The 25,305-nt window shown below is 61.8% G+C and carries 24 protein-coding genes; 6 read left to right on the top strand and 18 right to left on the bottom strand.

All coding sequences use genetic code 11. The annotated features are described in order from the left end of the window. Nucleotides 1-16 precede the first annotated feature (16 nt). From CUC44_RS02255 to CUC44_RS02205, 11 genes are all read right to left on the bottom strand, one after another. The gene (locus CUC44_RS02255) at nt 17-1,240 is read right to left on the bottom strand and encodes an EAL and HDOD domain-containing protein (protein WP_100858381.1); all 1,224 of its coding nucleotides are present in this window, start codon (nt 1,238-1,240) and stop codon (nt 17-19) included. A gap of 117 nt (nt 1,241-1,357) precedes the next feature. After that, nucleotides 1,358-2,614 carry an outer membrane protein transport protein gene (locus CUC44_RS02250; RefSeq protein ID WP_100858380.1) on the bottom strand — a complete coding sequence of 419 codons (1,257 nt, stop codon included), beginning with the start codon at nt 2,612-2,614 and terminating at the stop codon, nt 1,358-1,360. A 250-nt stretch (nt 2,615-2,864) separates the two neighbouring features. Beyond that, nucleotides 2,865-4,136 carry an outer membrane protein transport protein gene (locus CUC44_RS02245; protein WP_100858379.1) on the bottom strand — a complete coding sequence of 424 codons (1,272 nt, stop codon included), beginning with the start codon at nt 4,134-4,136 and terminating at the stop codon, nt 2,865-2,867. A 408-nt stretch (nt 4,137-4,544) separates the two neighbouring features. Continuing rightward, the gene (locus tag CUC44_RS02240) at nt 4,545-5,291 is read right to left on the bottom strand and encodes a DUF3379 domain-containing protein (RefSeq protein ID WP_100858378.1); all 747 of its coding nucleotides are present in this window, start codon (nt 5,289-5,291) and stop codon (nt 4,545-4,547) included. After that, nucleotides 5,284-5,874 (bottom strand): sigma-70 family RNA polymerase sigma factor, encoded by a 591-nt coding sequence (locus CUC44_RS02235; protein WP_100858377.1) that lies wholly within the window; start codon nt 5,872-5,874, stop codon nt 5,284-5,286. The genes CUC44_RS02240 and CUC44_RS02235 overlap by 8 nt, the downstream gene beginning before the upstream one ends. A 38-nt stretch (nt 5,875-5,912) precedes the next feature. Beyond that, nucleotides 5,913-7,466: a BatD family protein gene (locus CUC44_RS02230; RefSeq protein WP_100858376.1), complete on the bottom strand. Its 1,554-nt coding sequence runs from the start codon at nt 7,464-7,466 to the stop codon at nt 5,913-5,915. A gap of 23 nt (nt 7,467-7,489) precedes the next feature. Then, nucleotides 7,490-9,004, bottom strand: a complete 1,515-nt coding sequence (locus CUC44_RS02225) for a tetratricopeptide repeat protein (protein WP_100858375.1) — start codon at nt 9,002-9,004, stop codon at nt 7,490-7,492. 21 nt (nt 9,005-9,025) lie between these two features. Next, a complete protein-coding gene (locus CUC44_RS02220; protein WP_100858374.1) occupies nt 9,026-10,048 on the bottom strand; it encodes a VWA domain-containing protein in 1,023 nt (340 codons plus the stop codon). Further along, entirely contained in the window at nt 10,048-10,590 is a 543-nt protein-coding gene (locus CUC44_RS02215) for a DUF4381 family protein (protein ID WP_100858373.1), read from the bottom strand. Before CUC44_RS02215 ends, CUC44_RS02220 begins: the two co-directional genes overlap by 1 nt. Continuing rightward, nucleotides 10,575-11,465, bottom strand: coding sequence for a DUF58 domain-containing protein (locus CUC44_RS02210; RefSeq protein WP_244166706.1), 891 nt, complete (start codon nt 11,463-11,465; stop codon nt 10,575-10,577). Before CUC44_RS02210 ends, CUC44_RS02215 begins: the two co-directional genes overlap by 16 nt. 49 nt (nt 11,466-11,514) lie before the next feature. After that, nucleotides 11,515-12,465, bottom strand: a complete 951-nt coding sequence (locus CUC44_RS02205) for an AAA family ATPase (RefSeq protein WP_100858371.1) — start codon at nt 12,463-12,465, stop codon at nt 11,515-11,517. 182 nt (nt 12,466-12,647) lie between these two features. Here CUC44_RS02205 and fadI point away from each other — a divergent pair, with 182 nt between their 5' ends. From fadI to CUC44_RS02180, 5 genes are all read left to right on the top strand, one after another. Beyond that, a complete protein-coding gene (fadI, locus tag CUC44_RS02200; RefSeq protein WP_100858370.1) occupies nt 12,648-13,958 on the top strand; it encodes an acetyl-CoA C-acyltransferase FadI in 1,311 nt (436 codons plus the stop codon). Nucleotides 13,959-13,972: 14 nt separating this feature from the next. Continuing rightward, on the top strand, nt 13,973-16,120 hold the full coding sequence (gene fadJ, locus CUC44_RS02195; RefSeq protein ID WP_100858536.1) for a fatty acid oxidation complex subunit alpha FadJ: 2,148 nt from the start codon (nt 13,973-13,975) through the stop codon (nt 16,118-16,120). Between the two features lie 282 nt (nt 16,121-16,402). Beyond that, nucleotides 16,403-16,543, top strand: coding sequence for a TIGR02808 family protein (locus CUC44_RS02190; RefSeq protein ID WP_083443334.1), 141 nt, complete (start codon nt 16,403-16,405; stop codon nt 16,541-16,543). A 187-nt stretch (nt 16,544-16,730) separates the two neighbouring features. Then, nucleotides 16,731-17,288 (top strand): YaeQ family protein, encoded by a 558-nt coding sequence (locus CUC44_RS02185; RefSeq protein ID WP_100858369.1) that lies wholly within the window; start codon nt 16,731-16,733, stop codon nt 17,286-17,288. 8 nt (nt 17,289-17,296) lie between these two features. Continuing rightward, nucleotides 17,297-18,181, top strand: a complete 885-nt coding sequence (locus CUC44_RS02180; protein ID WP_100858368.1) for an AEC family transporter — start codon at nt 17,297-17,299, stop codon at nt 18,179-18,181. 83 nt (nt 18,182-18,264) lie between these two features. Here CUC44_RS02180 and CUC44_RS02175 read toward each other — a convergent pair whose 3' ends face one another. After that, nucleotides 18,265-18,804, bottom strand: coding sequence for a glycine zipper 2TM domain-containing protein (locus CUC44_RS02175; protein ID WP_100858367.1), 540 nt, complete (start codon nt 18,802-18,804; stop codon nt 18,265-18,267). Nucleotides 18,805-19,177: 373 nt separating this feature from the next. Here CUC44_RS02175 and CUC44_RS02170 point away from each other — a divergent pair, with 373 nt between their 5' ends. After that, a complete protein-coding gene (locus tag CUC44_RS02170) occupies nt 19,178-20,800 on the top strand; it encodes an acyl-CoA synthetase (RefSeq protein ID WP_100858366.1) in 1,623 nt (540 codons plus the stop codon). Between the two features lie 144 nt (nt 20,801-20,944). Here the strand turns inward: CUC44_RS02170 and CUC44_RS02165 are convergent, their stop codons facing one another. The 6 genes from CUC44_RS02165 to hisA form a co-directional block, all read right to left on the bottom strand. After that, nucleotides 20,945-21,244: a hypothetical protein gene (locus CUC44_RS02165; protein ID WP_100858365.1), complete on the bottom strand. Its 300-nt coding sequence runs from the start codon at nt 21,242-21,244 to the stop codon at nt 20,945-20,947. A gap of 126 nt (nt 21,245-21,370) precedes the next feature. Then, a complete protein-coding gene (locus CUC44_RS02160; protein WP_100858364.1) occupies nt 21,371-21,661 on the bottom strand; it encodes a hypothetical protein in 291 nt (96 codons plus the stop codon). Nucleotides 21,662-21,930: 269 nt separating this feature from the next. Continuing rightward, nucleotides 21,931-22,617, bottom strand: coding sequence for an outer membrane protein (locus CUC44_RS02155; RefSeq protein ID WP_100858363.1), 687 nt, complete (start codon nt 22,615-22,617; stop codon nt 21,931-21,933). Nucleotides 22,618-23,148: 531 nt separating this feature from the next. Then, nucleotides 23,149-23,778 carry a bifunctional phosphoribosyl-AMP cyclohydrolase/phosphoribosyl-ATP diphosphatase HisIE gene (hisIE, locus tag CUC44_RS02150; protein ID WP_100858362.1) on the bottom strand — a complete coding sequence of 210 codons (630 nt, stop codon included), beginning with the start codon at nt 23,776-23,778 and terminating at the stop codon, nt 23,149-23,151. Next, a complete protein-coding gene (gene hisF / locus CUC44_RS02145) occupies nt 23,771-24,544 on the bottom strand; it encodes an imidazole glycerol phosphate synthase subunit HisF (protein WP_100858361.1) in 774 nt (257 codons plus the stop codon). Before hisF ends, hisIE begins: the two co-directional genes overlap by 8 nt. Then, entirely contained in the window at nt 24,544-25,299 is a 756-nt protein-coding gene (hisA, locus tag CUC44_RS02140; protein WP_100858360.1) for a 1-(5-phosphoribosyl)-5-[(5-phosphoribosylamino)methylideneamino]imidazole-4-carboxamide isomerase, read from the bottom strand. Before hisA ends, hisF begins: the two co-directional genes overlap by 1 nt. Nucleotides 25,300-25,305 lie beyond the last annotated feature (6 nt).

Here is a 25,305-nt window from a genome sequence, read left to right as displayed (position 1 = left end):
AAAGAGGGGGCCCGCGCTAGTCCGCACCCGCCATGGCGTGCAACTGCTCGTTGACCCAGGCCGTGGCGGCCAGATAGAGGTTGCTGACCTTCTCCTCGTTGAGGCCGAGCCTGGCTGTGCCGGCGGTGACTTTTGGCCAGTTCGCATTCTCGTAATCTTCACAAAACGTCAGGTAGAAGCCCAGGTTGCCCGCGCGGCTGAGCAGGGCGCCGCGGATCTCGCCGGTGAGCGGGATGGGGCCGAGCAGTTGATCCAGGGGTTGCCCCATCAGCACGTCCAGCAGGGAGAAGAGGCCAGTGATGAAGGCCTGCTGCGCCTGCTGGGTCGGCGCATGGGTGTGGGCCAGCAGCTCGCAGAAACGGGCGCGGATGAGGGACATCTGATAGAGCTCGGCGCTCTTGTTGTGGCCCGCGCTGGTGGCGGCGATCAGGGTCACGAAGCGCTTGAGCTGGGCATGCCCCAGATAGCCCGCCGCCTGGCGAAACGAGGCGATGGGGTGGGGGTGGCTCTTCAAGTGATTGACGTAGCGCAGCAACTTGAGAGAGAGGGAGACATCCTGGTTGAGCAGCTGCTCTATCCGATCCAGATCGAGCTCTGGCTGGTTGACCACGTTGAGAAGTTGCATGACGACCAGTTGCGCCGGCTGCATGGTGGTCTGCTGCACCATCTCGGGCCGGCTGAAGAAGAAGCCCTGGAACAGTTCGACCCCCAGCGCCTTCATGCGCTCGAACTCGCCCTTGTCCTCCACCTTCTCGGCGAGATAGGTGAGGGGAAGCGCGCGGTGACTCGCCATGAAGCGCTCTATGCTGGCAAGGGAGGTGGCCCGCAGATCGAACTTGATGATCTGGATATAGGGCAGGAAACGCTCCCAGGCCGGGGAGAGGGTGAAATCGTCCAGCGCCAGTCGATAGCCCTGGCGATGCAGCTGGACAACCTTGGCAAGCAAGGCATCATCCGGCTCCGCGTCTTCAAGGATCTCGATCACCACCTTGTCCTGGGGCAGGCACTCGGCTAAGCCTTCCAGCAACAGGGAGTGGGGGAAATTGATGAAGCAGGGGCGCCCGCCGAGGAGCTGATCGATGTTTTGCTGCAAGAACTGCTCGGCCACCAGCCGGGCGGTTGCCTGCTGGGCGGAGATGCGGGGAAACACATTATCCAGGCTATTGCGAAACAGCAGCTCATAGGCGTGGGTTTTCATCTCCCTGTCCAGAATGGGCTGCCTTGCTACATAGGAATACATGCATCTCTCCAGCATGGGTGCTGGCTTGATTCTATGGGGAAGCGAAACACTATGCCAGCCTTGACCGGTCTGGACTGGTCAACAACTGGCAGAGTGTTGGGTCACACCCGGCTCGGATTAGAGCAGGTAATTGAGCTGCAGGCCCGCCAGCCAGGCGTCCCCTTCCGAGGTGCCCTGGAAGCTGGATGTGGTCTGCGGCACGCCGGGCTTGAGCTGCATGGTTTCGGTCACGTCCACCTTCTTGCCATCGAGCAGGGTTACGCCGACGTCCAGAGAGAGCTTGCTGTCCCACTGGTAGCCGACGCCAGCGCTGTACCAGATCCGATCCGAGTCAGGGATCGAGATGGTGCGGCGATCGGCGGGTACCGGGCTGCTGTCATAGGCAATGCCGGAGCGCAGCTGCCACTTGGGATCCAGCCGATAGGTGAGGCCCAGGGCGTAGCGCCAGCTGTCGTTCCAGTGCTCGTCCTTGATGTGCATGGTGCCGTAGTGATCGAGCTCGGATTCGAGCTGCACGAACTTGCTCCAGTTGGTCCAGTTGATGCTCGAATGCAGCGCCAGCGCCGGGGTCAGCTGATGAAACAGCGCCAGCTCCGCGGTGGCGGGCAGGGGCAGATCCAGGCTGCCGGTGTCGGTGAAGGTACGCCCCTGCAGATCGGTGCCGATGGCATCGCCGGACAGGGTCAGGTTGACGTCGTGGCGATAGGAGAGACCGAGGCGGGTCGATTCAGACAGCTCCAGCAGGGCACCCATATTCCAGCCAAGGGCCCAGCCATCCCCCTTGAGGTGCTTGGCTATCTTGTTGTTGGACGGGAAGGTACCCCCCACTTCCCCCTCGCCATGAATGGCGGAGAGGCCGGCGCCGAGGCTCCACATCTCGTTGATGCGATAGGCGAGGGAGACCCCCAGATCCATGGTCTTGATGTCGGAGACATTGCCGAAGTGGCCGGCATTGTAGTTGTCCGGCATCTGAACCCCGAGACCATAGTAGGAGGTGGCGGCGAGACCGAGCCGCCATTGATCGTTAAGGGGCATGATGAGATAGGCGTTGGGCACCCAGGCATCCCCGGCGATATCGTGGGCGCTCGCATCCAGACTGACTGGGCCCATGGCGGTCGGCACCCGGGTGGTCCCCTCTATGTTGACGTCGGGATGGATATAGATGACGCCACCGGAGAAGGCGGTGCTGTCGAAGCGGGTCATGGCGGCGGCGTTGCGTGACAGCACGCTGGCATTGTCGGCGATGGCCGCCTCACCGGCAAAGGCGCGGCCCATGCCGGTGGCGGACTGTTCCGCCAGCTGGAAACCGGCCGCCTGGGCCTGGCTCGATACCACCAGCAGGGCGATGAGGGAGGGCTTCATGTTCGGGAGCATTGCTTTTCCTTGGGATGAACTTGGGGTTCATTCTGTTTTTTGGTTGGGGGCGGGATTTTATATGGTATGACCAGTAAGGCAACGGGGGCGGGGCGGCCTTGGCCAAAACGGGATTAAATGCTGGAGGATTAGGGTCTAACAGGCTGATAAAAAACGAAAAGCGTACAGCTGTTTGCTACATCTGTACGCTGAAATGAAGTCTTGGTATAAAAAAAGAGCGCCCTTGGGCGCTCTCTTGATCTGAATGAAATCAGAATTTCATGTTGAACTGGGCAGAGGCCAGCAGGGCGTTACCGTGGGAGGTGCCCTTCCAGCGCAGCGCGTCTGTGTGGCTGCGCACGCCTTCGTTCACGTCCACTTCCTTGCCGTCCAGGTAGGCCATGCCGAAATCGACGCTCATGCTCTGGTCGATGTGGTAGGTGGCACCGGCGCTGTACCAGACGCGGTCGGAGTCAGGAATGCTCAGGCTGCGGTATTCCGGCTCGATCGGGCTGTTGTCGTAAGCGAAGCCCAGACGCGCTTCCCAGGCCGGGTTGATGTACCAGGTACCGCCCAGGGAGTAGCGCATGGCATCCTTGAACTTCTCGTCTTTCTGCAGGCAGACACCGCCCGCGCAGCCGTTGCTGGTGGCCTTGAGCTCCTGGAAGGCGCTCCAGTCGGTCCAGTTGACGGAGTAGTGCACGGCGAACTGCTGGTTCAGACGGTGGTAACCGGCGAACTCGGCCTGGGCCGGCAGATCCAGTTTCAGATTGCCATCGACCACACGGTTGCCGGAGGTGGCACCCTGGAAGTCGCCGTCAAAGCTCAGATCCACCTGGGAGCGGTAGGTCAGGGCCAGACGGTTGCTGTCGTTGATCTCGTACAGGGTGCCGACGTTCCAGCCAAAGCCCCAGGTATCACCCTTCAGGTGAGCCAGACGAGTGTCAGAGGAGGCGCCAGGAATGGCGGCAGCCAGGGCACCGGCGTAGCGGTTCAGCTCGGCCTGGGCATAGACGGCGTTGATGCCGGCGCCGATGCTGAAGTTGGAGTTGATGCGATAAGCGATGTTCGGGTTGATGTTGAAGGTCAACAGCTCGGTATCACCGGCACCGGCGCCAGCCGGGAAGGTTTTGGAGTATTCGGTGGAGAGACCGTAGTTGGAGAACAGACCCAGACCCCAGGCCCACTGATCGTTCAGGGGCTGGATGAAGTAGGTGGCCGGTACGAAGGCGTCCGGTGCTATGTCGCTCTCGCTGGCATTGCCCCGGTTGAGCGGACCCGCGTAAAGGTTACCCTCAACATCCACATCAGGCTTGATGTAGGTGCCGGACACAGAGAACGCCATCTTGTCGAAGGTGGTCATGGCGGCCGGGTTGCGGGCCAGCACGGATGCGTTATCCGCGATGGCGGCTTCCCCAGCGTAGGCGCGACCCAGGCCGGAGGCCGAGTGCTCGTTCAGCTGGAAGGCGGCAGCAAAGGTCTGGGTACTGACCAGAGTGACGGCCGCGGCGATCAGGCTTTTCTTGAAAAAGGCAGTTGTCATAGTGTTCTCTCTTGTAAGCAGATTTTCTGTCGATATCACGGCTCTTTGGCCGCTATACACGACAAGATCTGTTGTTATGTAAGCTTCTTCCCATTCACTTCTGGCGTGATTCTATGGATCTGGTAGGAGGTAAGAAATCAGACCAGTGACAGCAGAATACATAAAAGTTTCCATTGTGTTAATCATTTGTTTTAACTTGCCGTTTTATTAGTCGAATTTATCCGTTATTGGATGAATTGCAAACAATTGGTTTCGTTTGTGTCGCTCAAATAAATTAGCAGATTTGTGACTTCAGGCAGGCAATAAGCAGGGAATTGTCGGGATGTTGAGAAGAACAGGCAGACAACGAGCGCGTCTGCCTGTGGTGTCGAGTCGGCTGATTTGGCAGTCAGCCCGGGTTAAGGTCTGTTAAATGGACCAGTGCAGATGGGACTCCAGCTGCTTCGCAACCGGTGCGAGTGGCTCCTGCATGTCGCCGATCAGCACCATGTTGGCCCCCTTGAGCGGCAGTATCTCCCCCTTGAGGCGACCATCCTCAAACTCGGGCTGCAGGGTGAGCGGCACATGCTTGGGCACCAGGAACAGGGTGACAGGTCCCATCTTGCCCTGGATCACCATGTGCAGTGCCGGCCCCTGATAGAAGGCACAGTGGTTGACATAGGTCACCTTCATACCGTCCATGTCCATCAGGGTGGCGCCGTATTTCTCCATCTTGGCGTTGATGGTCTGCAGGCTCACCTTCTCGTCCACCCCCTTGATGAAGGGCTCTTCGCCATAGACATGGGCCATGGCGACCTGGGCCAGGGAGAACTCGGCGGGGGCCTCTGCTGGCCAGCTTATCCAGCGTGTGCTCATGCCCAGCAGGAAGGCGACCGAAGCCGCGATGGCGAGAGGACGCCAGCCAGTGCGTGCCACCGGGGGCGGCAGCGGCACCACGACCTCGTCATCAGCCTCGACGGCTTGTCTGAGCAGGATCCGCTCGGCGAGCCCGGCGGGCACCTCGACCTTGAGGGTGCGCTGGAGCTGGCGATCCAGTTGCTTCATCTCGTCCAGATATTTGCGATTGGCAGGGGAAGCCTCTGCCGCGTCGAGGAACGCAGGATCCTGATCCATTGGATGGGCGATGGCCCGACGGCGAAACTCAAGCTCATCCATTTGTGTGTCCTCTCTGTTGTGCTGCTGACTCCATGGCCTCTTTTATCTGATTGCGAGCCCGAAACAGCCGGGTCATGACGGTGTTCTTGTTGAGGCCGAGCTGAGCCGCTATCTCCTCGCCGCTGAATCCTCCCAGCACTTGCAGCAGCAGAGGCTCCTGGTATTCGGCGGGCAGGCGGGCGATGTGACGCCTCAGCCATTCATTTTCCATCTCCTGCTCACTGTGCAGGGCATCCTGATCGCTTTGAGGATGCTCATCGAGATCGATGAGATCGAACTGTTTGCGCTCGAAGCGCCTGGCATTCTCCCGCCGAAGTATGGTGATGAGCCAGGCCTTGGCGGCTTTGTCGTCGATCAGGGTATCGATGGCCTTCCAGGCGCGCAGGAAGGTCTCTTGCACCAGATCTTCGGCGACCTGCGGATCCCGGCACAGCCAGTAGGCGTAGCGGTAGATGTCTGCATGCAGGGCGTGGACCAGGGCTTCGTATTTGGTTTGTTTGTCTGCCATACCCCCATAGACCGGTGTGGTCGCGGGATCCTTTCCCGTCCCAGAGCTTTTTTTTCTGAAAAAACCTAACGCCATGACTGGGCTTCCTTTTTATCTGAGGTGGCTTGCAGTGGTTAGCTATGCACCCATGCCAGTTTCCTGAGGCTATAGGCTATCGCAAAAGTTTCGAAGGCGCACAGCCCCTTGCCAAGGGCCTGCCAGTCGGGCTCGCCACCGCTGGTGGAGGGCGGGGCGAAACAGGCCCTGTCCAGCGCATCGAGCAGGAACCCGATGGCGGGGTCCGAATGACAGGGCAGGTGGGCAAGATGTAGATGGGATCCTCCCCAGCGCAGATCCGCCCAGCTCAGCAGGGCCCAGCGGCTCGAGTCCGGCTCCCGCTGTGCCAGTTCGGATTGCAGGCGATAAAAGGCGCGCCAGCGTGGCCAGTGTCGCCACAGGGTGCGCAGCAGCAGAATGGCGAGTACCCAATAGAGCAGCCGCTCGCCAGCGGCGGCGGGCTCATCGGCAGGGGATGCGGGGACGGGCGCGAAGTGCAGGATCTGGGCAGGCAGGTGGGCGTGCTCAATCTGGCCGCTCTGGGTATTGAACCAGGGCAGATCCAGGGCAGGCAAGGGATAGTCGCCCGCAACATCGGCCGTCAAGGCCTGGCGCCACTGGCGCTCGAAGCGCAGCGCTCCCTTGGCCACGTAACGCTCCTGCTGTTGTTCCCCATCAGTCTTCGCCTGCATGTGGGCAGGTAGGGGGGGCATCGCCAGCTGCGGCACGCGATTGCCATCCCCTCCCTCCATCACCAGGGTCAGGATGCGGATGATAGGTTCCCCAACCTTGACCCCGCTTGCCGGGATGAATTGCTGGCTCAGCACCAGGCTGCTCGCCACCGGCTCCACTGGCGCCTTGTCTACCTTGACGAACTGGGTCGCCGCCCTGGCCGAAAAAGATTCACTTGCTCCTCGCTGACCGGGCATTCGCCCCTGAAAGCGGGGGGATTCCAGTGGGTGAAGCCCGGGCATCTTGGCCTGCAGCAGCCATTTTCGGGTCAATCGCCCCGGCATGCCCAGGCTCGCCGGCGACTCCCACTGATCGTTGCCGAGCCGTCGTATGGTAAAGCCAGGGCCCACCGGCTCGCTCAGGTTGGGGGCCTCCATGTTGTCGGGCAGCCAGAGGGTGAGCTGATAGAGGAAGGGTTGGCCCGGGTAGAGGGGCCCCTGGTGCAGCACGCTGGTTTGCAACTCGACGGGGGATGGTCGAGGCGCCTCAGCCGGTGAGTCTGCCAGGTCCTGATCCGATGAAGGGGAAGCCGACAGCGGCAATGGGGGGGTGTGCTCCTCGCCAAGGGACAAGGAGGGCACCTGGCTCGCCTCCCTCGCCACCCGGTGCAGCGGGATCTGCCAGCGGGTCAGGCTCTTCACCTCAGTGGTGACGCGGCTCATTGTCACCCGGCCCACCGCAAACTGGCGCAGCAGGGGGGTGAGGCTGAGCTCCTCACTGCGCCTCTGCCCATCCGCTTCAATGACGAGCAGCCAGTCCCCCTCATTTGCCCCCGGTAACAACTCGGCCCGGGGTGGGGCGGCCAGCACCTGGGTCGCCAGCAAGGCCCAGAAGATCAAAAAGCAGCGGAGCAAAAAGCAGCGGAGCAAAAAACCGCGGAGCAGCAGCCAGCACAGCATTGGGCGCGGCCTTGACCAGCACATCACCTGGACTCCTCCACCTTGAAACCGGGGGCATCTTCTTGCAGGAGCTGAGCGCGGCGCTGGGCCTCTTTGCGCAGCCGCTGCTCCAGCAACAACACGGGCGGGGCCGGTGGCTGCGGCTTATCCGGAGCGGCGCTCTGCTCGGGCGCCTCCCGCGGCTCAGGGCGCTGGGAGGAGGGGGCCGACTGTGGCGGCAGGGGACGCAGCAAGGCCAGGTTATAAAGCGCATCTTGGTGGCGGGGCTCGAGCGCAATGGCTGCGAGATAAGCCTGTTCAGCGCCCTTTAGATCGCCGAGTTGCACCAGGGCATTGCCCCGGTTGTAGTGGGCGGTGGCGCTGCTGGCGCTGCTGGCGCGGGCATAGGCCGCGGCAGCCCGAGCGTAATCGCCGGCCCTGTACCAGGCGTTGCCCTGCCAGACGGGATCCTGGAAGTCGCGGGCGGCCGCCAGATAGTGCCCCTGCTGGTAGGCCTGCCAGGCAAGACGGTCCTGGGTAGACGGCGCCGGGCTCGCTTGCAGGGCTGGGGGATGAATGAGGCTCATGCCTGCGCCGAGCAGGATCAGCCAGGCCGATCCGATGCGCGCCAGCAGGGCCAGCGGCAGCAGGGGAATGAGCAACCAGGGCCCCAGATCCCGGGACGGGGCGCTCGCCTGCACCTGGCTCATGGGCAGCGGCGCAAACCTTGGCATCCCGGCCTGCAACCACTGCAGATCTCCCCCCAGCCTGGTCGCGAGTTGCGCCATGGCGGCCCCATCGGGGGGCGGCAATCTGCGACCCAAGCTGCTGCCTAATCCCTGCCCGCCGGAGGGAGGGAGTTCTGCGGCCTTGCCCCCGTTGGCCAGCAGGATGTCGAGCCTTGCGGTGGAGGAGGCGCGACAAAGCAGCGAGTCCTGGCAGGGCCAGAGGGCGGCGATCTTCTCCATCTGGGCGGGAGATAAGCCGTCCGTGATGAGCAGCAGCCGTGCCCGCTGGCCGGCGGGGATCTGCGCGAGGGCGAGCTCAACGGCCCGCTCGGGGGCGCTGCCCCTGTGCGGGGTCAGCTGGGGCATGATGGCCGGGCGCAAGTCCGGTAGTAGCAGCGAGATGGCCCTGTGATCCCGGCTGGGGGGCATGGTGAGGTAGGCATCATCGGCAAACAGGATGAGGGCGATGGGGCGCGCCTCCTGCTTGGGCTCGGATCCGGCCAGCATGTCCTGCAGTTGCAAGCGCACCCGGGTCGCCCTATCCGGTGGCAGATCCTGGGCCAGCATGGTCTCTGAGAGATCCAGCAGCCAGATGTCGAGGGCTGGCATAGTGATGGACTGGCTCTGCTGGCGCAGGGCCGGGCCGCTCAAGGCCAGGATCATCGGCAGGCAGGCCAGCCAGAGCCAGGGAGTGCGGCGCCCTTGCCTGGGCAGCAGATAGGCCTGCATGGCGGGGGCGAGCAGGGCGGGTTGACGGCGGCGACGCCAGCCCTGCCACAGCCAGGGCAGCAGAGCCAGCAGCCAGAGCGGGCGCAGCAGCATCAGCTCCATGATGAGGACTCCCGCAGGTAATCAAGCATGAGGTGGCTCCGGCGGCTGGCGAGGTGGGCGGCGCCAGAAGGCCCTGTTCAGCCTGAGCCAGGATGGGGCAGCGCCGCGCAGACGAGCGGGCCACATCAGCAGCAACCAGGCCAGCGCCAGGGGCCAGGGGTAGAGCTCCAGATTGGGTTGATAGAGGGTTTGCGGGCGGGCGACGGGCTCCAGGCTGTCGAGGGCCTGATTGATGGCGGCGAGATCGCTCTGGGAGCGGGCACGGAAATAGCGTCCATGGCCGAGCTCGGCAATCTGTTGCAGCAGAGGCTCATCCAGCTCGGCGCTGGGATCCAGCCCAGCTTGGAACTGAACGCCGGCGAAGGTATCGGGATCGGCGCCGACCCCCAGGGTATAGAGGCGAATACCCGCCGCGGCGGCGCGTTTGGCCTCGGCCAGGGGATCCGCATTGCCCGCCGTGTTGCGGCCGTCCGTGACCAGCAAGAGGGCCGTGGGTCTGGTGAGATCCGCGTGTTGGTGCGAGAGCAGGATGGCCTCACCGATCGCCGTGGTGGGGCCCACCAGATCGAAATCCAGTTCATCGGCCAGTCGCAGCAGGGCCGGGATCTCCTCGGTCAGGGGGGAGAGCAGGTAGGCGTGATCGGCAAACACCACCAGGGCGATGCGATCCCCCGCCCGGGCGCGGATCAAGGACTTGAGCTGCTCCTTGACGGCGCCGAGCCGGTCGCGCTGCTCCCCCTCATCCAGCATGTCCTGGGTGCGCATGCTGTCGGAGAGATCCACCGCCAGGATGAGATCCCGGCTGGCCTGATAGTGAATGAGGGGCTCGCTCTGCCATTGGGGGCGACACAGGGCCAGCACCAGGGCGCACCAGCACAGGGCCATGCACCAGACCGGCTGCCCGGCCTGGGGTAACAGAAGCGGAAAACCGTCGTGGACGAGTCGGGTGCGGCCTCGCTTGTCGGTTAAGAGGGGCGGCAGGCCGAAGCGCACCAGCAAGGGCAGCACCAGGGCGAGGGCAAACCAGGGCCAGGCGAGGATCATCAGCACCTCTCGCCTTGGCTTGTGCGGCGTTGACGCCCGGGGCCTGGTCTCATCAGAGATGGTGCACTGACACAGCGGCGCCCCCAGCGCAGATAAGCCCGCTTGAGCTGCGCCCGCTGCTTTTCATCCGGCACTTGCTGGCCGTAGAGCCAGTCAGGCCAGTGCGCCGCCAGCTCCCTGAATCGGCTGCCCCCTTTCTCATCGAGCCAGATGAGCCAGGCATCTCCTTGCAGGGAGCGCGCCTCCGGCCAGCGGGTGAGGGCGGCAGTGCGCAACACGCTCTGCAGGCGAGGCACCAGATCGGCCTCTTGCCAGGCTATCTGGCGCGCCCAGCGGCGCTGGCGCCAGAGCATGGTGGTCAGCAGTATGATCAGTAACAGGCCGAGCAAGGCGATCAGCAGCCAACCCAAGGCCAGCAGACGCGGATCGGTGGCACTGGTCAGGGCCGGCCCCGGGTGAATGTCGCGCAACTGCGCCTGGATCTCGTGCAGTTGGGTGGCCGGGAGGGAACTGGCCTGGGCGGCGATCAGAGCAGACGGCATCCGCCCTCCTGCCATTGGCGTTGCAGCGGCTTGCCGTTGTCGAGGCGATAGAGGCGCTGCACCAGCGGCAGCAGCTGTTGCTGCGCGAGTTCGGCAGTGTTTCTCGCTGCCTCTTCATACTTTTGGTTGAACTTGATGCTGCTGCCATCGAGCCAGCCGCTATGTTTGCCTGCCTGCACCGCCAGTTGTCCCTGGGTCGGCAGGCTCGCCTCCAGGGGATCCCGGATCTGCCAGTAGTGAATGTCGTGGCGCCGGCCGAGCAGTTGCAGCCGTTGGCGCAAGGCCTCCTCGCAGGGCCGATGATCGCCGATGATGGTGAGCCTGGCCCCTTGCGGCAGGCTGAGCCGGGCCAGGGTATGGGCCAGGGGCTGGGCGGGGGCGATGCGGTCAAGGCCTGCCTCGTATTGCAGGCAGAGGGTCTCCAGCAAGGGCATCAGGGAGCCGCGCTGAATTTGTATCTTGGGCTCGTGCCCGTGACAGATCAGGGTATTGGCCTGCTTCTCTCTCTGCCAGAGCAGGGCGGCGGCCAGCTCGCAGCCAAGGCGCGCCTTGAGCTGTTGCCCCGAACCGAAATACATGGCCGGGGAGAGATCCAGCAGCAGCCAGTGGGCCTGCTCCAGCTCCTCCCCATAGAGGCGGGTGTAGGGGCGGCCGAGGCGAGCGGTGACGCGCCAATCGATGTGGCGCACCTCATCCCCGGCCTGATAGGCCCGCAGCTCGCGAAAACTCAGACCCGGCACCCGTCCGAGCCGCCCCTGCCTCGCCTGATGCACCCGGGCTCTTGGGCCGGAGCGAGCCCAGAGCCGGATCGCCAGCAGGCTCGCCAGTGACAGGGCGATATCCGGGTGATGGCGGGGATCAGGGCTCGTCGTCAGAGACACGAGATCCGGCCTTGCAGAGGGATGGGCGTCAGCGGGCAAGGGCTCATGGGCACGGTATGGCATCCAGCAGGAGCGCGATCAGCGCCTCGTTGTCGAGGTTGTCGGCGAGCGCCTGATAGCTCGGAATGAGGCGATGACGCAAGATGGCGGGGGCCAGCTGCTGGATATCTTCCGGCAGCACGAAGTCGCGCCCGGCGAGCCAGGCCCGCGCCCGAGCGGCGCGCGCCAGCCCTATGCTGGCCCTGGGGCTGGCACCGACCGAGATGAGGGGGGCAAGCTCGGGGCAGAGACCGCTTTGTGGCCGGGTGGCGCAGACGATCTGCACCAGATAGTGCTCGAGCCTCGGCTGCATCTGCACGGCCAGCACCTCGTTTCTCGCCGCCAGCAGCGCCTCCTGACTCAAGGTCAGAGGCGGTGGCTGCAACTGCTCGCCCCGGGCGTTGAGCTGCAAGATGGCGAGCTCCATGGCAGGGCTCGGGTAATCCACCATGAGCTTGAGCAAGAAGCGATCGAGCTGGGCCTCCGGCAGGGGATAGGTCCCTTCCTGTTCTATCGGATTTTGCGTGGCGGCCACCATAAACAACGGCGGCAAGCGCCAGCTCTTCTTGCCGACGGTGATCTGATGCTCGGCCATGGCTTCCAGCAGGGCGGATTGCACCTTGGCCGGCGCCCGGTTGATCTCGTCCGCCAGCACCAGGTGGTTGAACAGGGGACCGGGTTGGAACACGAAGCTCGCATCTTGCGGGTGAAACACCTCGCTGCCGGTGAGATCGGCGGGCAGCAGGTCCGGGGTGAACTGGATGCGGGCAAAGCGCCCCTCCACCACGCCAGCCAGCGCCTTGACCGCCCGGGTCTTGGCAAGGCCGGGGGCCCCTTCGATCAACACATGTCCTTCACATAACAGGGCGATCAGGAGCCCGTCGATGAGGGATCCCTGCCCCAGAATTTGACTGCCAAGATAGTCCCTAAGTGCTCTGAACCCGGCCGCTGCCATGGAATGAACCCGTTGTTTTAATAGAAGTTGCTCTTTTTATACCCCAGATACCCCAAGAGGGCGAGGGAGGGGGCCAAGATGAGGACAATTTAGTTTCAATCAGGCGTATGAAAGTTGTGATTGGATTGTTAAGATGTGGCGCAATGAGGTCAGACCTCTACCCTTCAACCCAAGGAGCCAGGATGAAACAGCCATTGAAACTGACGACACGCCAGGGCGAACGGATTGCCGTCGTGGCGGGTCTGCGCACCCCCTTTGCCAAGCAGGCCACCGCCTTTCATGGCGTGCCCGCGGTGGATCTCGGCAAGCTGGTGGTGAGCGAACTGCTCGCCCGCACCGATCTCGATCCCAAGCTCATCGATCAGCTGGTGTTCGGCCAAGTGGTGCAGATGCCGGAAGCGCCGAACATCGCCCGCGAGATAGTGCTCGGCACCGGCATGAGCGTCAGCACCGACGCCTATAGCGTGTCGCGCGCCTGCGCCACCAGTTTCCAGGCGGTGGCCAACGTCACCGAGTCCATCGTGGCCGGCACAGTCGACATCGCCATCGCAGGCGGCGCCGACTCTTCTTCCGTGCTGCCCATCGGGGTCAGCAAGTCCCTGGCGCGCGCCCTGGTGGACTTGAACAAGGCTCGTAACCTTCAGCAACGCTTCAATATCTTGCGCCGTCTGCGCCTGAAAGACCTGATGCCGGTGCCGCCGGCGGTGGCCGAATACTCCACCGGTCTCTCCATGGGCCAGACCGCCGAGCAGATGGCCAAGAGCCACGGCATCAGCCGGGAGGCGCAAGACGCTCTGGCGCACCGCTCCCATACCCTGGCGGCGCAGGCGTGGGCCGAGGGCAAGTTGAGCCACGAAGTGTTCACCGCCCACGTGCCCCCCTACAAGTCGCCGCTCGAGCGTGACAACAACATCCGCGAGAGCTCTGACTTGGCGAGCTACGCCAAGCTCAAACCGGTATTTGACCGGTTGCACGGCTCAGTTACCGCCGCCAACGCCACCCCGCTGACCGACGGCGCCGCCGCCGTGCTGCTGATGCGCGAGGGGCGGGCCAAGGAGCTGGGACTGGAACCCCTGGGTTACATCCGCAGCTTCGCCTTCTCCGCCATCGATGTGTGGCAGGACATGCTGATGGGTCCCTCTTACGCCACCCCGTTGGCGCTGGACCGCGCCGGCATCACGCTGGCCGATCTGACCCTGATAGATATGCACGAGGCGTTCGCCGCCCAGACCCTGGCGAACCTCAAGATGTTCGCAAGCAAGGAGTTTGCCCGGGACAAGCTGGGGCGTGACAGTGCCATCGGTGAGGTGGACATGGACAAGTTCAACGTGCTCGGCGGTTCCCTGGCCTATGGCCACCCGTTTGCCGCCACAGGGGCGCGCATGATCACCCAAACCCTCAACGAGCTGCGCCGCCGGGGTGGGGGGCTTGCGCTCAACACCGCCTGCGCCGCGGGTGGACTGGGGGCAGCCATGGTGCTGGAGGTGGAATGATGGAGACGAACAAGATGAGCACCAATACCTTCGCGCTGGAGATTCGCAAGGACGGCATCGGCATCCTGACCATGGATGTGCCCGGCGAGAGCATGAATACCCTCAAGGCCTCGTTTGCCGGTGAGATCCGTAACCTGCTGGCCGAAGTCAAAGCCAACAAGGATCTGATCGGCCTGGTGGTGGTCTCCGGCAAGAAGGATTCCTTCGTCGCCGGGGCTGACATCGCCATGCTGGCGGCCTGCACCAGTGCCACCGATGCCCAGACTCTGGCCCGGGAAGGGCAGCAGGTGTTTGCCGAGATCGAGGCCCTGAGCATCCCGGTGATCGCCGCCATTCACGGTCCCTGCCTCGGCGGCGGGCTGGAGCTGGCCCTGGCCTGTCACGGCCGGGTCATCACGGATCACGGCAAGACGGTGCTGGGCCTGCCGGAAGTGCAGCTCGGCCTGCTGCCGGGCTCCGGCGGTACCCAGCGCCTGCCGCGCCTTATCGGGGTGGCCAAGGCCCTCGACCTCATCCTGACCGGCAAGCAGGTGCGTGCCAAACAGGCGAAGAAACTCGGCCTGGCAGACGACGTCGTGCCTCAATCCATCCTGCTGGAGGCGGCCATCCAGCTTGCCAAGAAGGGCAAGCCGCGCCATGCGCTGAAGCGGGATCTGCAGGGCAAGCTGCTGGAAACCAATGCCCTGGGTCGCAAGGTGTTGTTCGATCAGGCCCGCAAGGGGGTGATGAGCAAGACCCGCGGCAACTACCCGGCGCCGGAGCGGATCCTCGAAGTGGTACGCATCGGGGTGGAGGAGGGGATGCAGGCCGGTCTCACCGCCGAGGCCCGCCACTTTGGCGAGCTGGTGATGACGCCGGAATCCGCCTCCCTGCGCTCCCTCTTCTTCGCCACCACAGAGATGAAGAAAGAGGTGGCCTATCAGGGCGCAACCCCGCGCAAGATAACCCATGCCGCCGTGCTCGGCGGTGGCCTGATGGGGGGCGGCATCGCCTTCGTCACCGCCACCAAGGCCGGGATACCGGTGCGGATCAAGGACGTAGCGAGCGCCGGTATCGGCAACGCCATGCGTTACAGTCATGATCTGCTGTCCAAGAAGCTGAAACGTCGTCAGATATTGCGAAGCGATCTGGAAAGGCAGATGAACATGCTGTCAGGCACTCTGGATTACTCTGGCTTCCACCGTGTCGACATGGTGATCGAGGCGGTGTTCGAGGATCTCGCCTTGAAGCATCAGATGGTGCAGGACGTGGAGCGCGAATGCGGCGAGCATACGGTATTTGCTTCCAATACCTCCTCCCTGCCCATCCACCAGATCGCGGCCAATGCCGCCCATCCTGAGCGCGTCGTGGGTCTGCACTACTTCAGCCCGGTGGACAAGATGCCGCTGGCGGAAATCATCCCCCACGCCGGCACCAGTGCCGAGACGGTGGCCACCACATTGGCCTTCGCCCGCGCCCAGGGCAAGACCCCGATCGTGGTCAAAGACGAGGCCGGCTTCTACGTGAACCGGATCCTGGCTCCTTACATGAACGAGGCGGCGCGCCTGGTGCTGGAAGGGGAGCCGGTGGAGGTGCTGGACGGCGCCCTGCTCGACTTTGGCTTCCCGGTCGGCCCCATCCAGCTGCTGGACGAGGTGGGCATCGACGTCGGGGCCAAGATCTCCCCCATTCTGGAGAAAGAGCTCGGCGGCGAGCAGTTCCAGGCGCCGGCGGCCTTTGACAAGCTGCTGCAAAACGATCGCAAGGGGCGCAAGAACGGCAAGGGCTTCTACCTCTATGGCAAGGCCGCGCCGCGCAACAAGCTCACCGGCAAGGAAGGCAAGAAGACGGTGGACGACAGCGTCTATGCGGTGCTCGGTGTGTCTGTCTCTCCCAAGCTGGCCCGCCAGGAGATAGCGGAGCGCTGCGTGCTGATGATGCTCAACGAAGCGGCCATGGCGCTGGACGCAGGCGTGGTGGCCTCGGCCCGTGACGGCGACATTGGCGCCATCTTCGGCATCGGCTTCCCGCCGTTCCTGGGCGGCCCCTTCCGCTACATGGACAGCCTCGGCATCGCCCATCTGGTTGGTCGTCTCGAGCACTACCAGAAACGGCACGGAGATCGTTTCGCCCCCTGTGCCCGACTCAAGGCGATGGCGGCGGAGCAGCAGACCTTCTATTGATAGGAAGGCGTCGAGTCTGTCATGACCAGGAGGCGGCCCCAGGGCCGCCTCTTCCATTTGGTGCGATCCGGTCTGAGTGGGCTATGGTTCAGCGAGGGGAGGCGAGGCGTTATTGTGGATAAAATGGGGCTAAATTATTGATCTAGCGCAAACTAGCGCCCCATTTATTACTTTGGTGGCATAGGCCTCTGGCGCCGGATGAGTTCAAATAGGGCCATCAGGAGCGCGGGAGCATACCCGCCGCCGAAAGGGACACCCATTTCACTGGATGAAGGACACATAATGAGTCTGCTTGAACAAACCATCTGGAACATTTTGGGGTACGGGGCCATGCCCTTTATCTTCCTGAGCGGATTTGTGGCTGTCGCAGTGACCTGCTGCGTGCTGCTCAACCTCTTTGGGGTCAAGTCCGCCGAGAAGTGATCCAGTCCGGTTCATACCGTCAAATGCCAGCCTTCGGGCTGGCATTTGTTTTTTGAGCCGGCACAGGGGCTTATCCGCACCGCCTCACCAAATGTTCGACCAAGGTGGTCGAACCCTGCGCCGATTTTGATTACACTGGCGCGCAGCTTTTCGGCGCGTTTTCCACTTCAAGGTATTCAAGGTTTCTATGGCTCTCAAGGCAACCGTATTCAAGGCCCAACTCAGTCTGTCCGACATGGATCGCCATCTGTATCAGGATTTCTCCCTCACCCTGGCTCGTCACCCCTCCGAGACCGACGAGCGCATGATGATCCGGCTGGCGGCCTTCGCCTGGCACGCCGCCGAGCGGCTGGAGTTCACCAAGGGGCTGTCGGCGGATGATGAGCCCGAGCTCTGGCTGAAAAATTATTCCGATGAGATTGAGCTCTGGGTCGAGCTCGGTCAGCCCGATGAGAAGCGGCTTAAAAAAGCCTGCAATCGCTCCCGCCAGGTGGTGCTCTATCTGTACGGCGGGCGTGGCACCAGCGTTTGGTGGAAGCAGAACCAGGGCAAGCTCAGCCAGCATGACAATTTGAGCATCATAGAGCTCTCCGACAGCCAGACCCTGCCGCTCACCGCCATGGTGGAGCGCACCATGCAGCTCACCTGCACCGTCTCGGACGGTCAGCTCTGGGTGAGCAATGGCCAGCTGGAGGTGACGCTCGACCCTATTTTGCTGATGGGCAAGCCCGCCCGGGAGCTGTAAGCCGCCCCATGTTTGCGACCCTGCTCGACATCGTCATCCCTGTGTTTGCCGTGGTGGCCTTCGGCGCTCTCTACGGCAGGCTGCGCGGAGGCGCCGAGCTTGGCTATGTCAACCGCGCCAACATAGAGCTGTTCACCCCGGCGCTGGTGTTCTCGGCGCTGATCAAGTACCCGCTGGCGCTCGGGGATCACCTGCCCCTCATCGCCGCCGGCGCCCTGGTGATCCTGCTGCCCGGCCTGCTGCTCTCCCTGGTCAGATTCAAGGAGATGGAGCGGGCGGCGCTGATCCTGCCCGCCATGTTTCGCAACACGGGCAATCTCGGTATCCCCTTGATGGTGCTGGCGTTTGGCGAGCAGCAGCTCGGCGCCATTGTGATCCTGTTCGTGCTCTCCAACCTGCTGCACTTCTCGGTGGGGATCTTCCTGCTCTCGGCCAATGCCTCCCGCTGGCTCTGGCTGCGCAGCCCCATGCTGTGGGCGGCGCTGGCGGGTCTGCTGGTGGCGAACCTGCAGATCCCGCTGCCCGCTTATGTGGTGACCAGCGCATCACTCTTGGGTCAGCTGTCGGTGCCGCTCATGCTGTTTGCCCTCGGCATCCGGCTGATGGAAGGGGAGCTGGAGCATCTGGGGTTGGCCCTCAAGTGCAACCTGCTCTACCTGCTGGCGGGGGGCTTGTCGCTGGCTTTCGTGGTTTGGCTGTTGCCGCTGGATCCGGCGTGGATCCCGCTGCTGACCCTGTCGGTGGCGCTGCCGCCGGCGGTGCTGAATTACATGTTGTGCGAGCAGTACCAGTGCCAACCGGAGAAGGTGGCCAGCATCGTGCTCGGCGGCAATGCGCTCTCCGTGCTGGTGATCCCGCTGGCGGTCTGGCTGGCGTTGCATTTGGGCGGCTGATGCCCAATGTGGGAACATCATAAATGGAAAAGGCCCACCGCATTGGTGGGCCTTTTTCATGGCAGGGCGCTCCTAACGGAGTATCAACCCTGCGCGTTGCTCAGTACCAGCTTGCCATCCTTGACCGGGATGGTGGGGCCGGGTTGTTTTTCCATGCGAATGACCCCTTCCTGGCCGGCGAGACGATAGGTCACGTCATAGCCCAGGGTGCGGGTGCTGCTGTCTTGCACCGTCTTGCAGCGCTGCTCCTGGGTGGTGTAGGTATCACCGGCCTGCATGTTGCCCTGCACCTGGTTGCCCGCATAGCCCCCGGCCACGGCACCAGCGGCGGTGGCCACCTTCTTGCCGCTGCCGCCGCCAAACTGGTGACCGACGACGCCACCCAGGGCGGCGCCCACTACGGTACCCAGGATCTTGTGCTCATCCTGCACCGGCTTGCGGTGGGTGACGGTGACGTTGCGACACTCCTGACGGGGGGTCTTGATGGTTTCGGTGACCGGCTTGCTGGCCAGCACCTCGGCAAACTGGGGTTCGGATGTGAAGAGGGATCCGCTGGCCGCCGCCGACAATGCCAGCGCAGAGGCAATACCGATCCCGACACCTGCCAACATGGATTTGTTCATCTCTTTACTCCTGTCTACTGTGATTGCCCGCTCTCTGGGCTTGTAGACATTCTTGTCATTTTGCTCCCCTGGCTCAAGCAAACTGGGCCTTGTCTGCGACAGGGCCTGACTGCGCAAAAAATGACCTCCTCAAAAAGGCGTCTGTGTTTGGCGACAAGCGCAGCGGTGAGAGGTGCTGATCCGGTTAGGGGGCGAGAGGCCATCGGCGAGTCGGCCACCGCGTTCACATCGGCCTAAGACGTTTCGCTAATACCTGCGGCGGATCCCCATTGATACCCTTGCACTCAGTATGAGGAAGCGGCCACCGGCACGATGCCAGGGCGCTTTCACGGCTGCATCTGCCGCTTTGCACCCCATGTGAGGAAGGAACCCGATGACAAAGCAGAACATCTACGAGACAGGCCTCGATAAAAACGCCGCCAACTTCGAGGCGCTCACCCCCTTGAGCTTCCTGGCCAGGGCGGCCCGGGTCTATCCCGACTATCCGGCGCTTGTCCATGGCCCATTGCGCCAGAGCTGGGCCCAGACCGAGGTGCGCTGCCGCCGCCTTGCCTCGGCCCTGCGCCGGCATGGCATAGGCGAGGGGGACACTGTCTCCATCGTCGCGCCGAATGTGCCCGCCATGTTCGAGGCCCACTTCGGGGTGCCCATGAGCGGCGCCGTGCTCAACACCCTCAATACCCGCCTGGATGCCGAGTCCATGGCCTTCATCTTTCAGCATGCCCAGAGCAAGGTGCTGCTGGTGGACCGGGAGTTTGGCGCCCTGGTTCGCAAGGCGCTGGCCTTGATTGAACATCAGCCGCTGATCATCGCCATCGACGATCCCCTCTATCGGGAGGGAGAGCTGGTTGGGGCGCTCGACTACGAGGCCTTTCTCGCCACGGGGGACGAGAGTGAGCCACATTGGTTGCCAAGGGACGAGTGGCAGGCGATATCGCTGAATTACACCTCGGGCACCACGGGCAACCCCAAGGGGGTGGTCTATCACCATCGCGGCGCACACTTGAACGCCATCAACAACGTGCTCTCCTGGGAGCTGCCCAAGCACAGCGTCTATCTGTGGACCCTGCCTATGTTCCACTGCAATGGTTGGTGCTTCCCCTGGACCCTGGCGACCGTTGCCGGGGTGAGTGTCTGCCTGCGCCACGTGCAGGCCAAACCCATCTTCGAAGCCATGCACGAGCACAAGGTGAGCCACTTCTGCGGCGCGCCCATCGTGCTCAACATGCTCAATAACGCGGATCCGACCCTCAAGGTGGGGCTCAATCATCCCATCAAGGCGATGACCGCAGGGGCGGCGCCGCCGGCCAGCGTGATCGCCGGCATGGAGGCCATGGGGATCGCCGTCACCCATGTCTACGGTCTGACCGAAACCTATGGCCCCTGCGTGGTGTGCGAGCCCCAGCGCAGTTGGGAGGGGCTGGATGCCACGGCGCTTTCTCGCCTCAAGGCGCGCCAGGGGGTGACGGCTCCCCTGCAGGGGGAGATGCGGGTGGCGAACCCCGTCAGCGGCGAGCCCGTGCCCCAGGATGGCAAGACCATGGGGGAGATCTTCTTGCGCGGCAACGTGGTGATGCGGGGCTATCTCAAGAACCCCTCTGCCAGCGAGGAGGCGATGGCGGAGGGATGGTTTCGAAGCGGGGATCTCGCGGTCTGGCACCCGGATGGTTACGTGGAGATCAAGGACAGATCCAAGGACATCATCATCTCCGGCGGGGAGAACATCTCCAGCCTGGAGGTGGAAGACGTGCTCTACCGCCACCCCGACGTGGAGGAGGCGGCGGTGATCGCCATGCCGGACGAGAAATGGGGGGAGGTGCCCTGCGCCTTCGTCAAACTCAAGGAGGGCAGGGAGCTCAGCCAGGCGGAGTTGATTGCGTTCTGCCGCGAGCAGATGGCCCACTTCAAGGCCCCCAAGCGCATCATCTTCACCCCGCTGCCCAAAACCTCCACCGGCAAGGTGCAAAAATTCATGCTACGCCAGCAGCTGGTGTGACAGGCACTACAGACAATAAAAGGACGGGCCTGGGCCCGTCTTTTTTATGGGAAATGATGGGACAAGGTGTTCCGGCAGACTCTGATTCGCCGCAAGACGAGTTTCCGGCCCAAGTAGCCAAGGTTCAACGCCATGCAAAGCGAGTCAGCGTGGAGCCTTTTCCCCCTTCAGCCGCTTGCCAATAGACTCGGCCACTCCGCTGAGAAAGTAATAGAGTCCCCCTTCTTCTGTGGCTTTGGTGTACTCGGAGAGGGGCTCAATCATGCCGCTTCTGAACTTGGCGATGGCCTCTTCATCGTCTGCCGCGTCGATATAATCTCCCACCACTTCGAAACCCTGCTCGAGCAGTTGCGCCTTCTCGGACAAGAAGGAGGGGGAGGACATCAGCAGGAAGGTTACGCTGGCGGGATCCTGCTCCTGGCGGAAGAACTGGTATTTGCTCATAAGGCCTCTGACGGTGGAGGGGAGGGATGGTGCCATTATTGAGGGGAAAATCCCCTTTGAGCAGTCCCCATCTGCGGCGTCAAAAGGCCCCCTTGTTCAGGCCAGCTTCAGTCAGACTCGCTTCATTCAATAGCGGGGTGGCTTTTCCTTGCCAAACAGCCTGGGGGCGTGGAGCAAGATGTAATGAAAGAGGCCTATGGTGCCGGGGCTACCATAGGGGCGGCTGGGGTTGGCGAGGTTGAGTTGATGGGCGTGGGCCGCAGCGCAGGCATCCAGCGCCAGTATGGGCTCACCTATGACCTCGAAGCCCTGATCGAGCAAGGCTGCCTTCTCCACCAGGAAGTTGCCCGCACCCATGTCGAGCAGGGTGAAGGCGGCGGGGGCATCCGGGGTGGCAAACACCTGAAACTTGCTCATAACGGATCTGAAAAATAATAAGGGAACGTAGACCATTATCGTGGCCAATCCAGGAATAGACGACTCCCTGAGCGGGGGCTTGCCTCGTCATCTCTTGCCTTCAATGTACCCATGTCGGTAGCTGATGGAGCTGCGCACTGATCGGTGAATTAGGTAATAAAACTTTATCAGATAAAGATAAAATGTGATTCACGGAATCAAGAAGTGATAAAAGCACGATAGTGGAAAAAAGCCACTATCGTGCCACTCATTAGCTAACGAATCTTAAGTTAGAAGTGATAATTAATTTTCGCTGTTATGGTACTGAAGCTGGTGTCCATATTGCGTTCGCTGGCTGATGGGTAATTGGGATCATTCAGACTTACGGAGCTGGTTCCCAAGTCGGTGTAGAGATACTCGATACCCCCTGAGAAATTCTTATTGAATTTATACATGACACCGGCACCTATGTTAGCACCAGCCCCAATATCGGAGGTGCTGGTGTTAAAGTTTGAGTTGCAACCGGTTGTGGTGGGTACGGAGGACTTGTCACATCCAAGTGAATGCTCCATTTTTGCGACTGTGATGCCGGTGGTCACGTACGGCAAGAAATTGTCGATAGCGTAACCAAGCTTGATGTTGAACGATCCCGATTGCTTTATTCCGTCTTTTCCATAATACGGACTGAACTGGTTGTTCTCTTGATCATGCCAGGATTCGTTGATGTCATTGAAAGACAATCCGGCCTCGACACCTAACACAATGTTGTTTTCAAACTGCCAATTGTGTCCGGCCTGGATGCCGCCTGTCATGCCATCCATGGATTGCTCGGCCGCATCCGGGTTGCTTTGATCCTTGATGTCACCGGCGCCATACCCAAGATTTCCACCAATATAAAATCCTTCCCAGCTTTCCGTTGATGCGAGTGCATTGCCTGAGAGGGCCAAGAGTGATGCAGCAATAAAAGATGTTTTCATTTTTCAGATGTCCTTTTATTTTAAATAAAGCAGCAAGATATTGAATGTGGTTCTTATAGTGTCAATATGTAGGGGGTAAGTGCTTACGTGAAAATTAAAACACAGAATCATATTGGATAATCTGCACAGGGCATTTCATGTGCATGACGATGTTTGTGCACAAATTTAATGCTTTTACTTTTCATCCAAACTTACTGTTTTTATATCGAACCTATCTAGCCAACAATAAGTTTGGCTTGGGCAAACTACAGAACATGACCAGATGAAAAACAGTATCGCACACTGATACTTAACTAACACTTAACAAGCGGAAGTTAGTAGCCTTGTTTTGATACATATTGAAAATTCTTATTGCATCACTTTGTCACAGATATAACCACATTAAAACCAGATAATCAGCATTAGGAATGCCATGTTCAAGTGAACTGGCTGTGATTATATAGACAGGCGAAGTGTGGTTTCCCAAGCCTTGATGGCAGAGTGATACTCATAAAAACGGGCCATCAGGCCCGTTGTTTATGTCATTGCATCTTATTTATTGTGGCGATCGGCGAGCCGTTGTACCACGTCTTTCAGCCCCAGCCCCTCGTTTTGCAGCAGGACTGTCAGGTGGTAGAGCAAGTCAGCAGATTCGTTGATGAGCTCTTCCCTGTCCTTGGCCATGGCGGCGAGCGCCACTTCCACACCTTCTTCACCCACCTTCTGGGCGATGCGCTTGGTGCCCTTGCCATAGAGGCTGGCGGTGTAGCTGGTGGCGGGATCGGCGCCCTTGCGCCCGGCCAGAATCTGCTCGAGCTCGGCCAAGAAACCGAGCGGCGGCAGCGGGTGGCCATCGAAGCAGGAGGGAGTGCCCAGATGGCAGGTGGGGCCCACCGGCTCGGCGGCGACAAGCAGGGAATCGTTGTCACAATCGGTACTGATGGCGACGAGTTTGAGCACATGGCCCGAGCTCTCCCCCTTGGTCCAGAGCCGCTGCTTGCTGCGACTAAAAAAAGTGACCTGGCCGCTGGCCTGGGTCTTCTCCAGGGCTTCACGGGTCATAAAGCCCTGCATCAGCACCTGACCGCTCGCGGCGTGTTGGACGATGGCGGGGATCATGCCGTCACATTTTGCCCAGTCCAGGCGCTCGATCAGGGGGGTATCTATGGATGGATTATTCACGAATGGCGACTCCTTCGTTTTTCAGCCAGCGTTTCAATTCGGGAATGGGGATAAGGCCCTTGTGGAACACGGAGGCCGCCAGGGCCCCGTCCACGTCGGCCAGGGTGAAGGCATCGCGAAAGTGCGCCATGGTGCCAGCGCCGCCCGAGGCAATCAGCGGCACCTTGCACAGGGCCCGCACCAGCGTGAGCTGCTCGAGATCGTAACCCTGGCGCATGCCATCCTGATTCATCACGTTCAGTACGATTTCGCCTGCGCCGCGCTTTTGCACCTCCTTGACCCACTCCATCGTGGTCCAGGCGGTGGTGCGGGTGCGGCTCTCGTCACCGGTGAACTGCTTGACTTGATACTGGCCTGTCTCGGCGTCGAAGTAGGAGTCGATGCCCACCACCACGCACTGCACGCCGAAGCGCTCTGCCAGCGCCGTGATAAGGCGGGGATCCGCCAGGGCCGGGGAGTTGATGGATACCTTGTCGGCGCCAAATTCCAGGATCTGGCGCGCATCTTCCACGCATCGGATGCCGCCGGCGACGCAGAAGGGGATGTCGATGACTTCCGCCACCCGGCTCACCCAGCTCTTGTCCACCACACGGGCATCGCTCGAGGCCGTGATGTCATAGAACACCAGCTCGTCGGCCCCTTCCTCGGCGTAACGGCGGGCCAGTTCGACTATGCCCCCCATCACCTCGTGATTGCGAAATTGCACGCCCTTGACCACGACGCCGTCTTTAACGTCGAGGCAGGGAATAATGCGTCTTGCCAGCATCAGTTGTCTCCTGCAATGGGTTGACTCGCCCAGCAGGCGATGGCGCCCGCCACATCGAACTTGCCCTCGAGCAGCGCGCGGCCGAGGATGATCCCCTTGACGCCTGAGCCCTTGAGGGCCTCGATATCCGAGAGACCGCCGATGCCGCCGGAGGCCTGGAAGGCCACGGTGGGGAAGCGGGCACACAAGTCCCGGTAGAGTTCGACATTGCTGCCCTGGAGGGTCCCGTCACGGCTAATGTCGGTGCAGAGTACGTGCTTGAGACCAAAGGGGAGGAAGCGCTCGATAAGCTCCTCAAGGCCTACCCCACTGTTCTCCTGCCAGCCCGCCACCGCTATCTGGCGTTTGCCGTCGCTGTCTATGTTCACGTCCAGCGCCAGCACGATGCGCTCCGGGCCGTATTTCTCCATCCAGCTCGCCACCAGATCCGGGGACTTGACCGCGGTGGAGCCTATCACCACCCGGTTGGCGCCGGCGGTCAGCAAGTCTGCCACGTCTTGTTCGCTACGTACCCCGCCGCCCACCTGTACGGGGGCACCTGTGGTGGCGAGCAGCCGGGTGATAAGGGCAAGTTGGCGGGCCTTGGCATCCTTGGCGCCGTCCAGATCCACCAGGTGCAGTTGCTGCGCCCCTTGGGCTACATAGTCATCGAATCGTGCCTGGGGCGCGTCGCTGTATGCTGTCTTTTGGCCGTAGTCCCCCTGATAGAGGCGCACTACCTGACCGTTAATGAGATCAATTGCTGGAATAATCATTCGCGG

The organism is Aeromonas lusitana, from assembly GCF_002812985.1.
GTDB lineage: Bacteria > Pseudomonadota > Gammaproteobacteria > Enterobacterales > Aeromonadaceae > Aeromonas > Aeromonas lusitana.
This window is presented reverse-complemented; position numbering and strand designations above follow the sequence as displayed.

Excerpts from the sequence above, each read along its gene's own strand:
- CUC44_RS02255 (WP_100858381.1), bottom strand. The coding sequence starts at position 1,240 with ATGTATTCCTATGTAGCAAGGCAGCCCATTCTGGACAGGGAGATGAAA.
- CUC44_RS02250 (WP_100858380.1), bottom strand. The coding sequence starts at position 2,614 with ATGCTCCCGAACATGAAGCCCTCCCTCATCGCCCTGCTGGTGGTATCG.
- CUC44_RS02245 (WP_100858379.1), bottom strand. The coding sequence starts at position 4,136 with ATGACAACTGCCTTTTTCAAGAAAAGCCTGATCGCCGCGGCCGTCACT.
- CUC44_RS02240 (WP_100858378.1), bottom strand. The coding sequence starts at position 5,291 with ATGGATGAGCTTGAGTTTCGCCGTCGGGCCATCGCCCATCCAATGGAT.
- CUC44_RS02235 (WP_100858377.1), bottom strand. The coding sequence starts at position 5,874 with ATGGCGTTAGGTTTTTTCAGAAAAAAAAGCTCTGGGACGGGAAAGGAT.
- CUC44_RS02230 (WP_100858376.1), bottom strand. The coding sequence starts at position 7,466 with ATGCTGTGCTGGCTGCTGCTCCGCGGTTTTTTGCTCCGCTGCTTTTTG.
- CUC44_RS02225 (WP_100858375.1), bottom strand. The coding sequence starts at position 9,004 with ATGGAGCTGATGCTGCTGCGCCCGCTCTGGCTGCTGGCTCTGCTGCCC.
- CUC44_RS02220 (WP_100858374.1), bottom strand. The coding sequence starts at position 10,048 with ATGATCCTCGCCTGGCCCTGGTTTGCCCTCGCCCTGGTGCTGCCCTTG.
- CUC44_RS02215 (WP_100858373.1), bottom strand. The coding sequence starts at position 10,590 with ATGCCGTCTGCTCTGATCGCCGCCCAGGCCAGTTCCCTCCCGGCCACC.
- CUC44_RS02205 (WP_100858371.1), bottom strand. The coding sequence starts at position 12,465 with ATGGCAGCGGCCGGGTTCAGAGCACTTAGGGACTATCTTGGCAGTCAA.
- fadI (WP_100858370.1), top strand. The coding sequence starts at position 12,648 with ATGAAACAGCCATTGAAACTGACGACACGCCAGGGCGAACGGATTGCC.
- fadJ (WP_100858536.1), top strand. The coding sequence starts at position 13,973 with ATGAGCACCAATACCTTCGCGCTGGAGATTCGCAAGGACGGCATCGGC.
- CUC44_RS02190 (WP_083443334.1), top strand. The coding sequence starts at position 16,403 with ATGAGTCTGCTTGAACAAACCATCTGGAACATTTTGGGGTACGGGGCC.
- CUC44_RS02185 (WP_100858369.1), top strand. The coding sequence starts at position 16,731 with ATGGCTCTCAAGGCAACCGTATTCAAGGCCCAACTCAGTCTGTCCGAC.
- CUC44_RS02180 (WP_100858368.1), top strand. The coding sequence starts at position 17,297 with ATGTTTGCGACCCTGCTCGACATCGTCATCCCTGTGTTTGCCGTGGTG.
- CUC44_RS02175 (WP_100858367.1), bottom strand. The coding sequence starts at position 18,804 with ATGAACAAATCCATGTTGGCAGGTGTCGGGATCGGTATTGCCTCTGCG.
- CUC44_RS02170 (WP_100858366.1), top strand. The coding sequence starts at position 19,178 with ATGACAAAGCAGAACATCTACGAGACAGGCCTCGATAAAAACGCCGCC.
- CUC44_RS02165 (WP_100858365.1), bottom strand. The coding sequence starts at position 21,244 with ATGAGCAAATACCAGTTCTTCCGCCAGGAGCAGGATCCCGCCAGCGTA.
- CUC44_RS02160 (WP_100858364.1), bottom strand. The coding sequence starts at position 21,661 with ATGAGCAAGTTTCAGGTGTTTGCCACCCCGGATGCCCCCGCCGCCTTC.
- CUC44_RS02155 (WP_100858363.1), bottom strand. The coding sequence starts at position 22,617 with ATGAAAACATCTTTTATTGCTGCATCACTCTTGGCCCTCTCAGGCAAT.
- hisF (WP_100858361.1), bottom strand. The coding sequence starts at position 24,544 with ATGCTGGCAAGACGCATTATTCCCTGCCTCGACGTTAAAGACGGCGTC.
- hisA (WP_100858360.1), bottom strand. The coding sequence starts at position 25,299 with ATGATTATTCCAGCAATTGATCTCATTAACGGTCAGGTAGTGCGCCTC.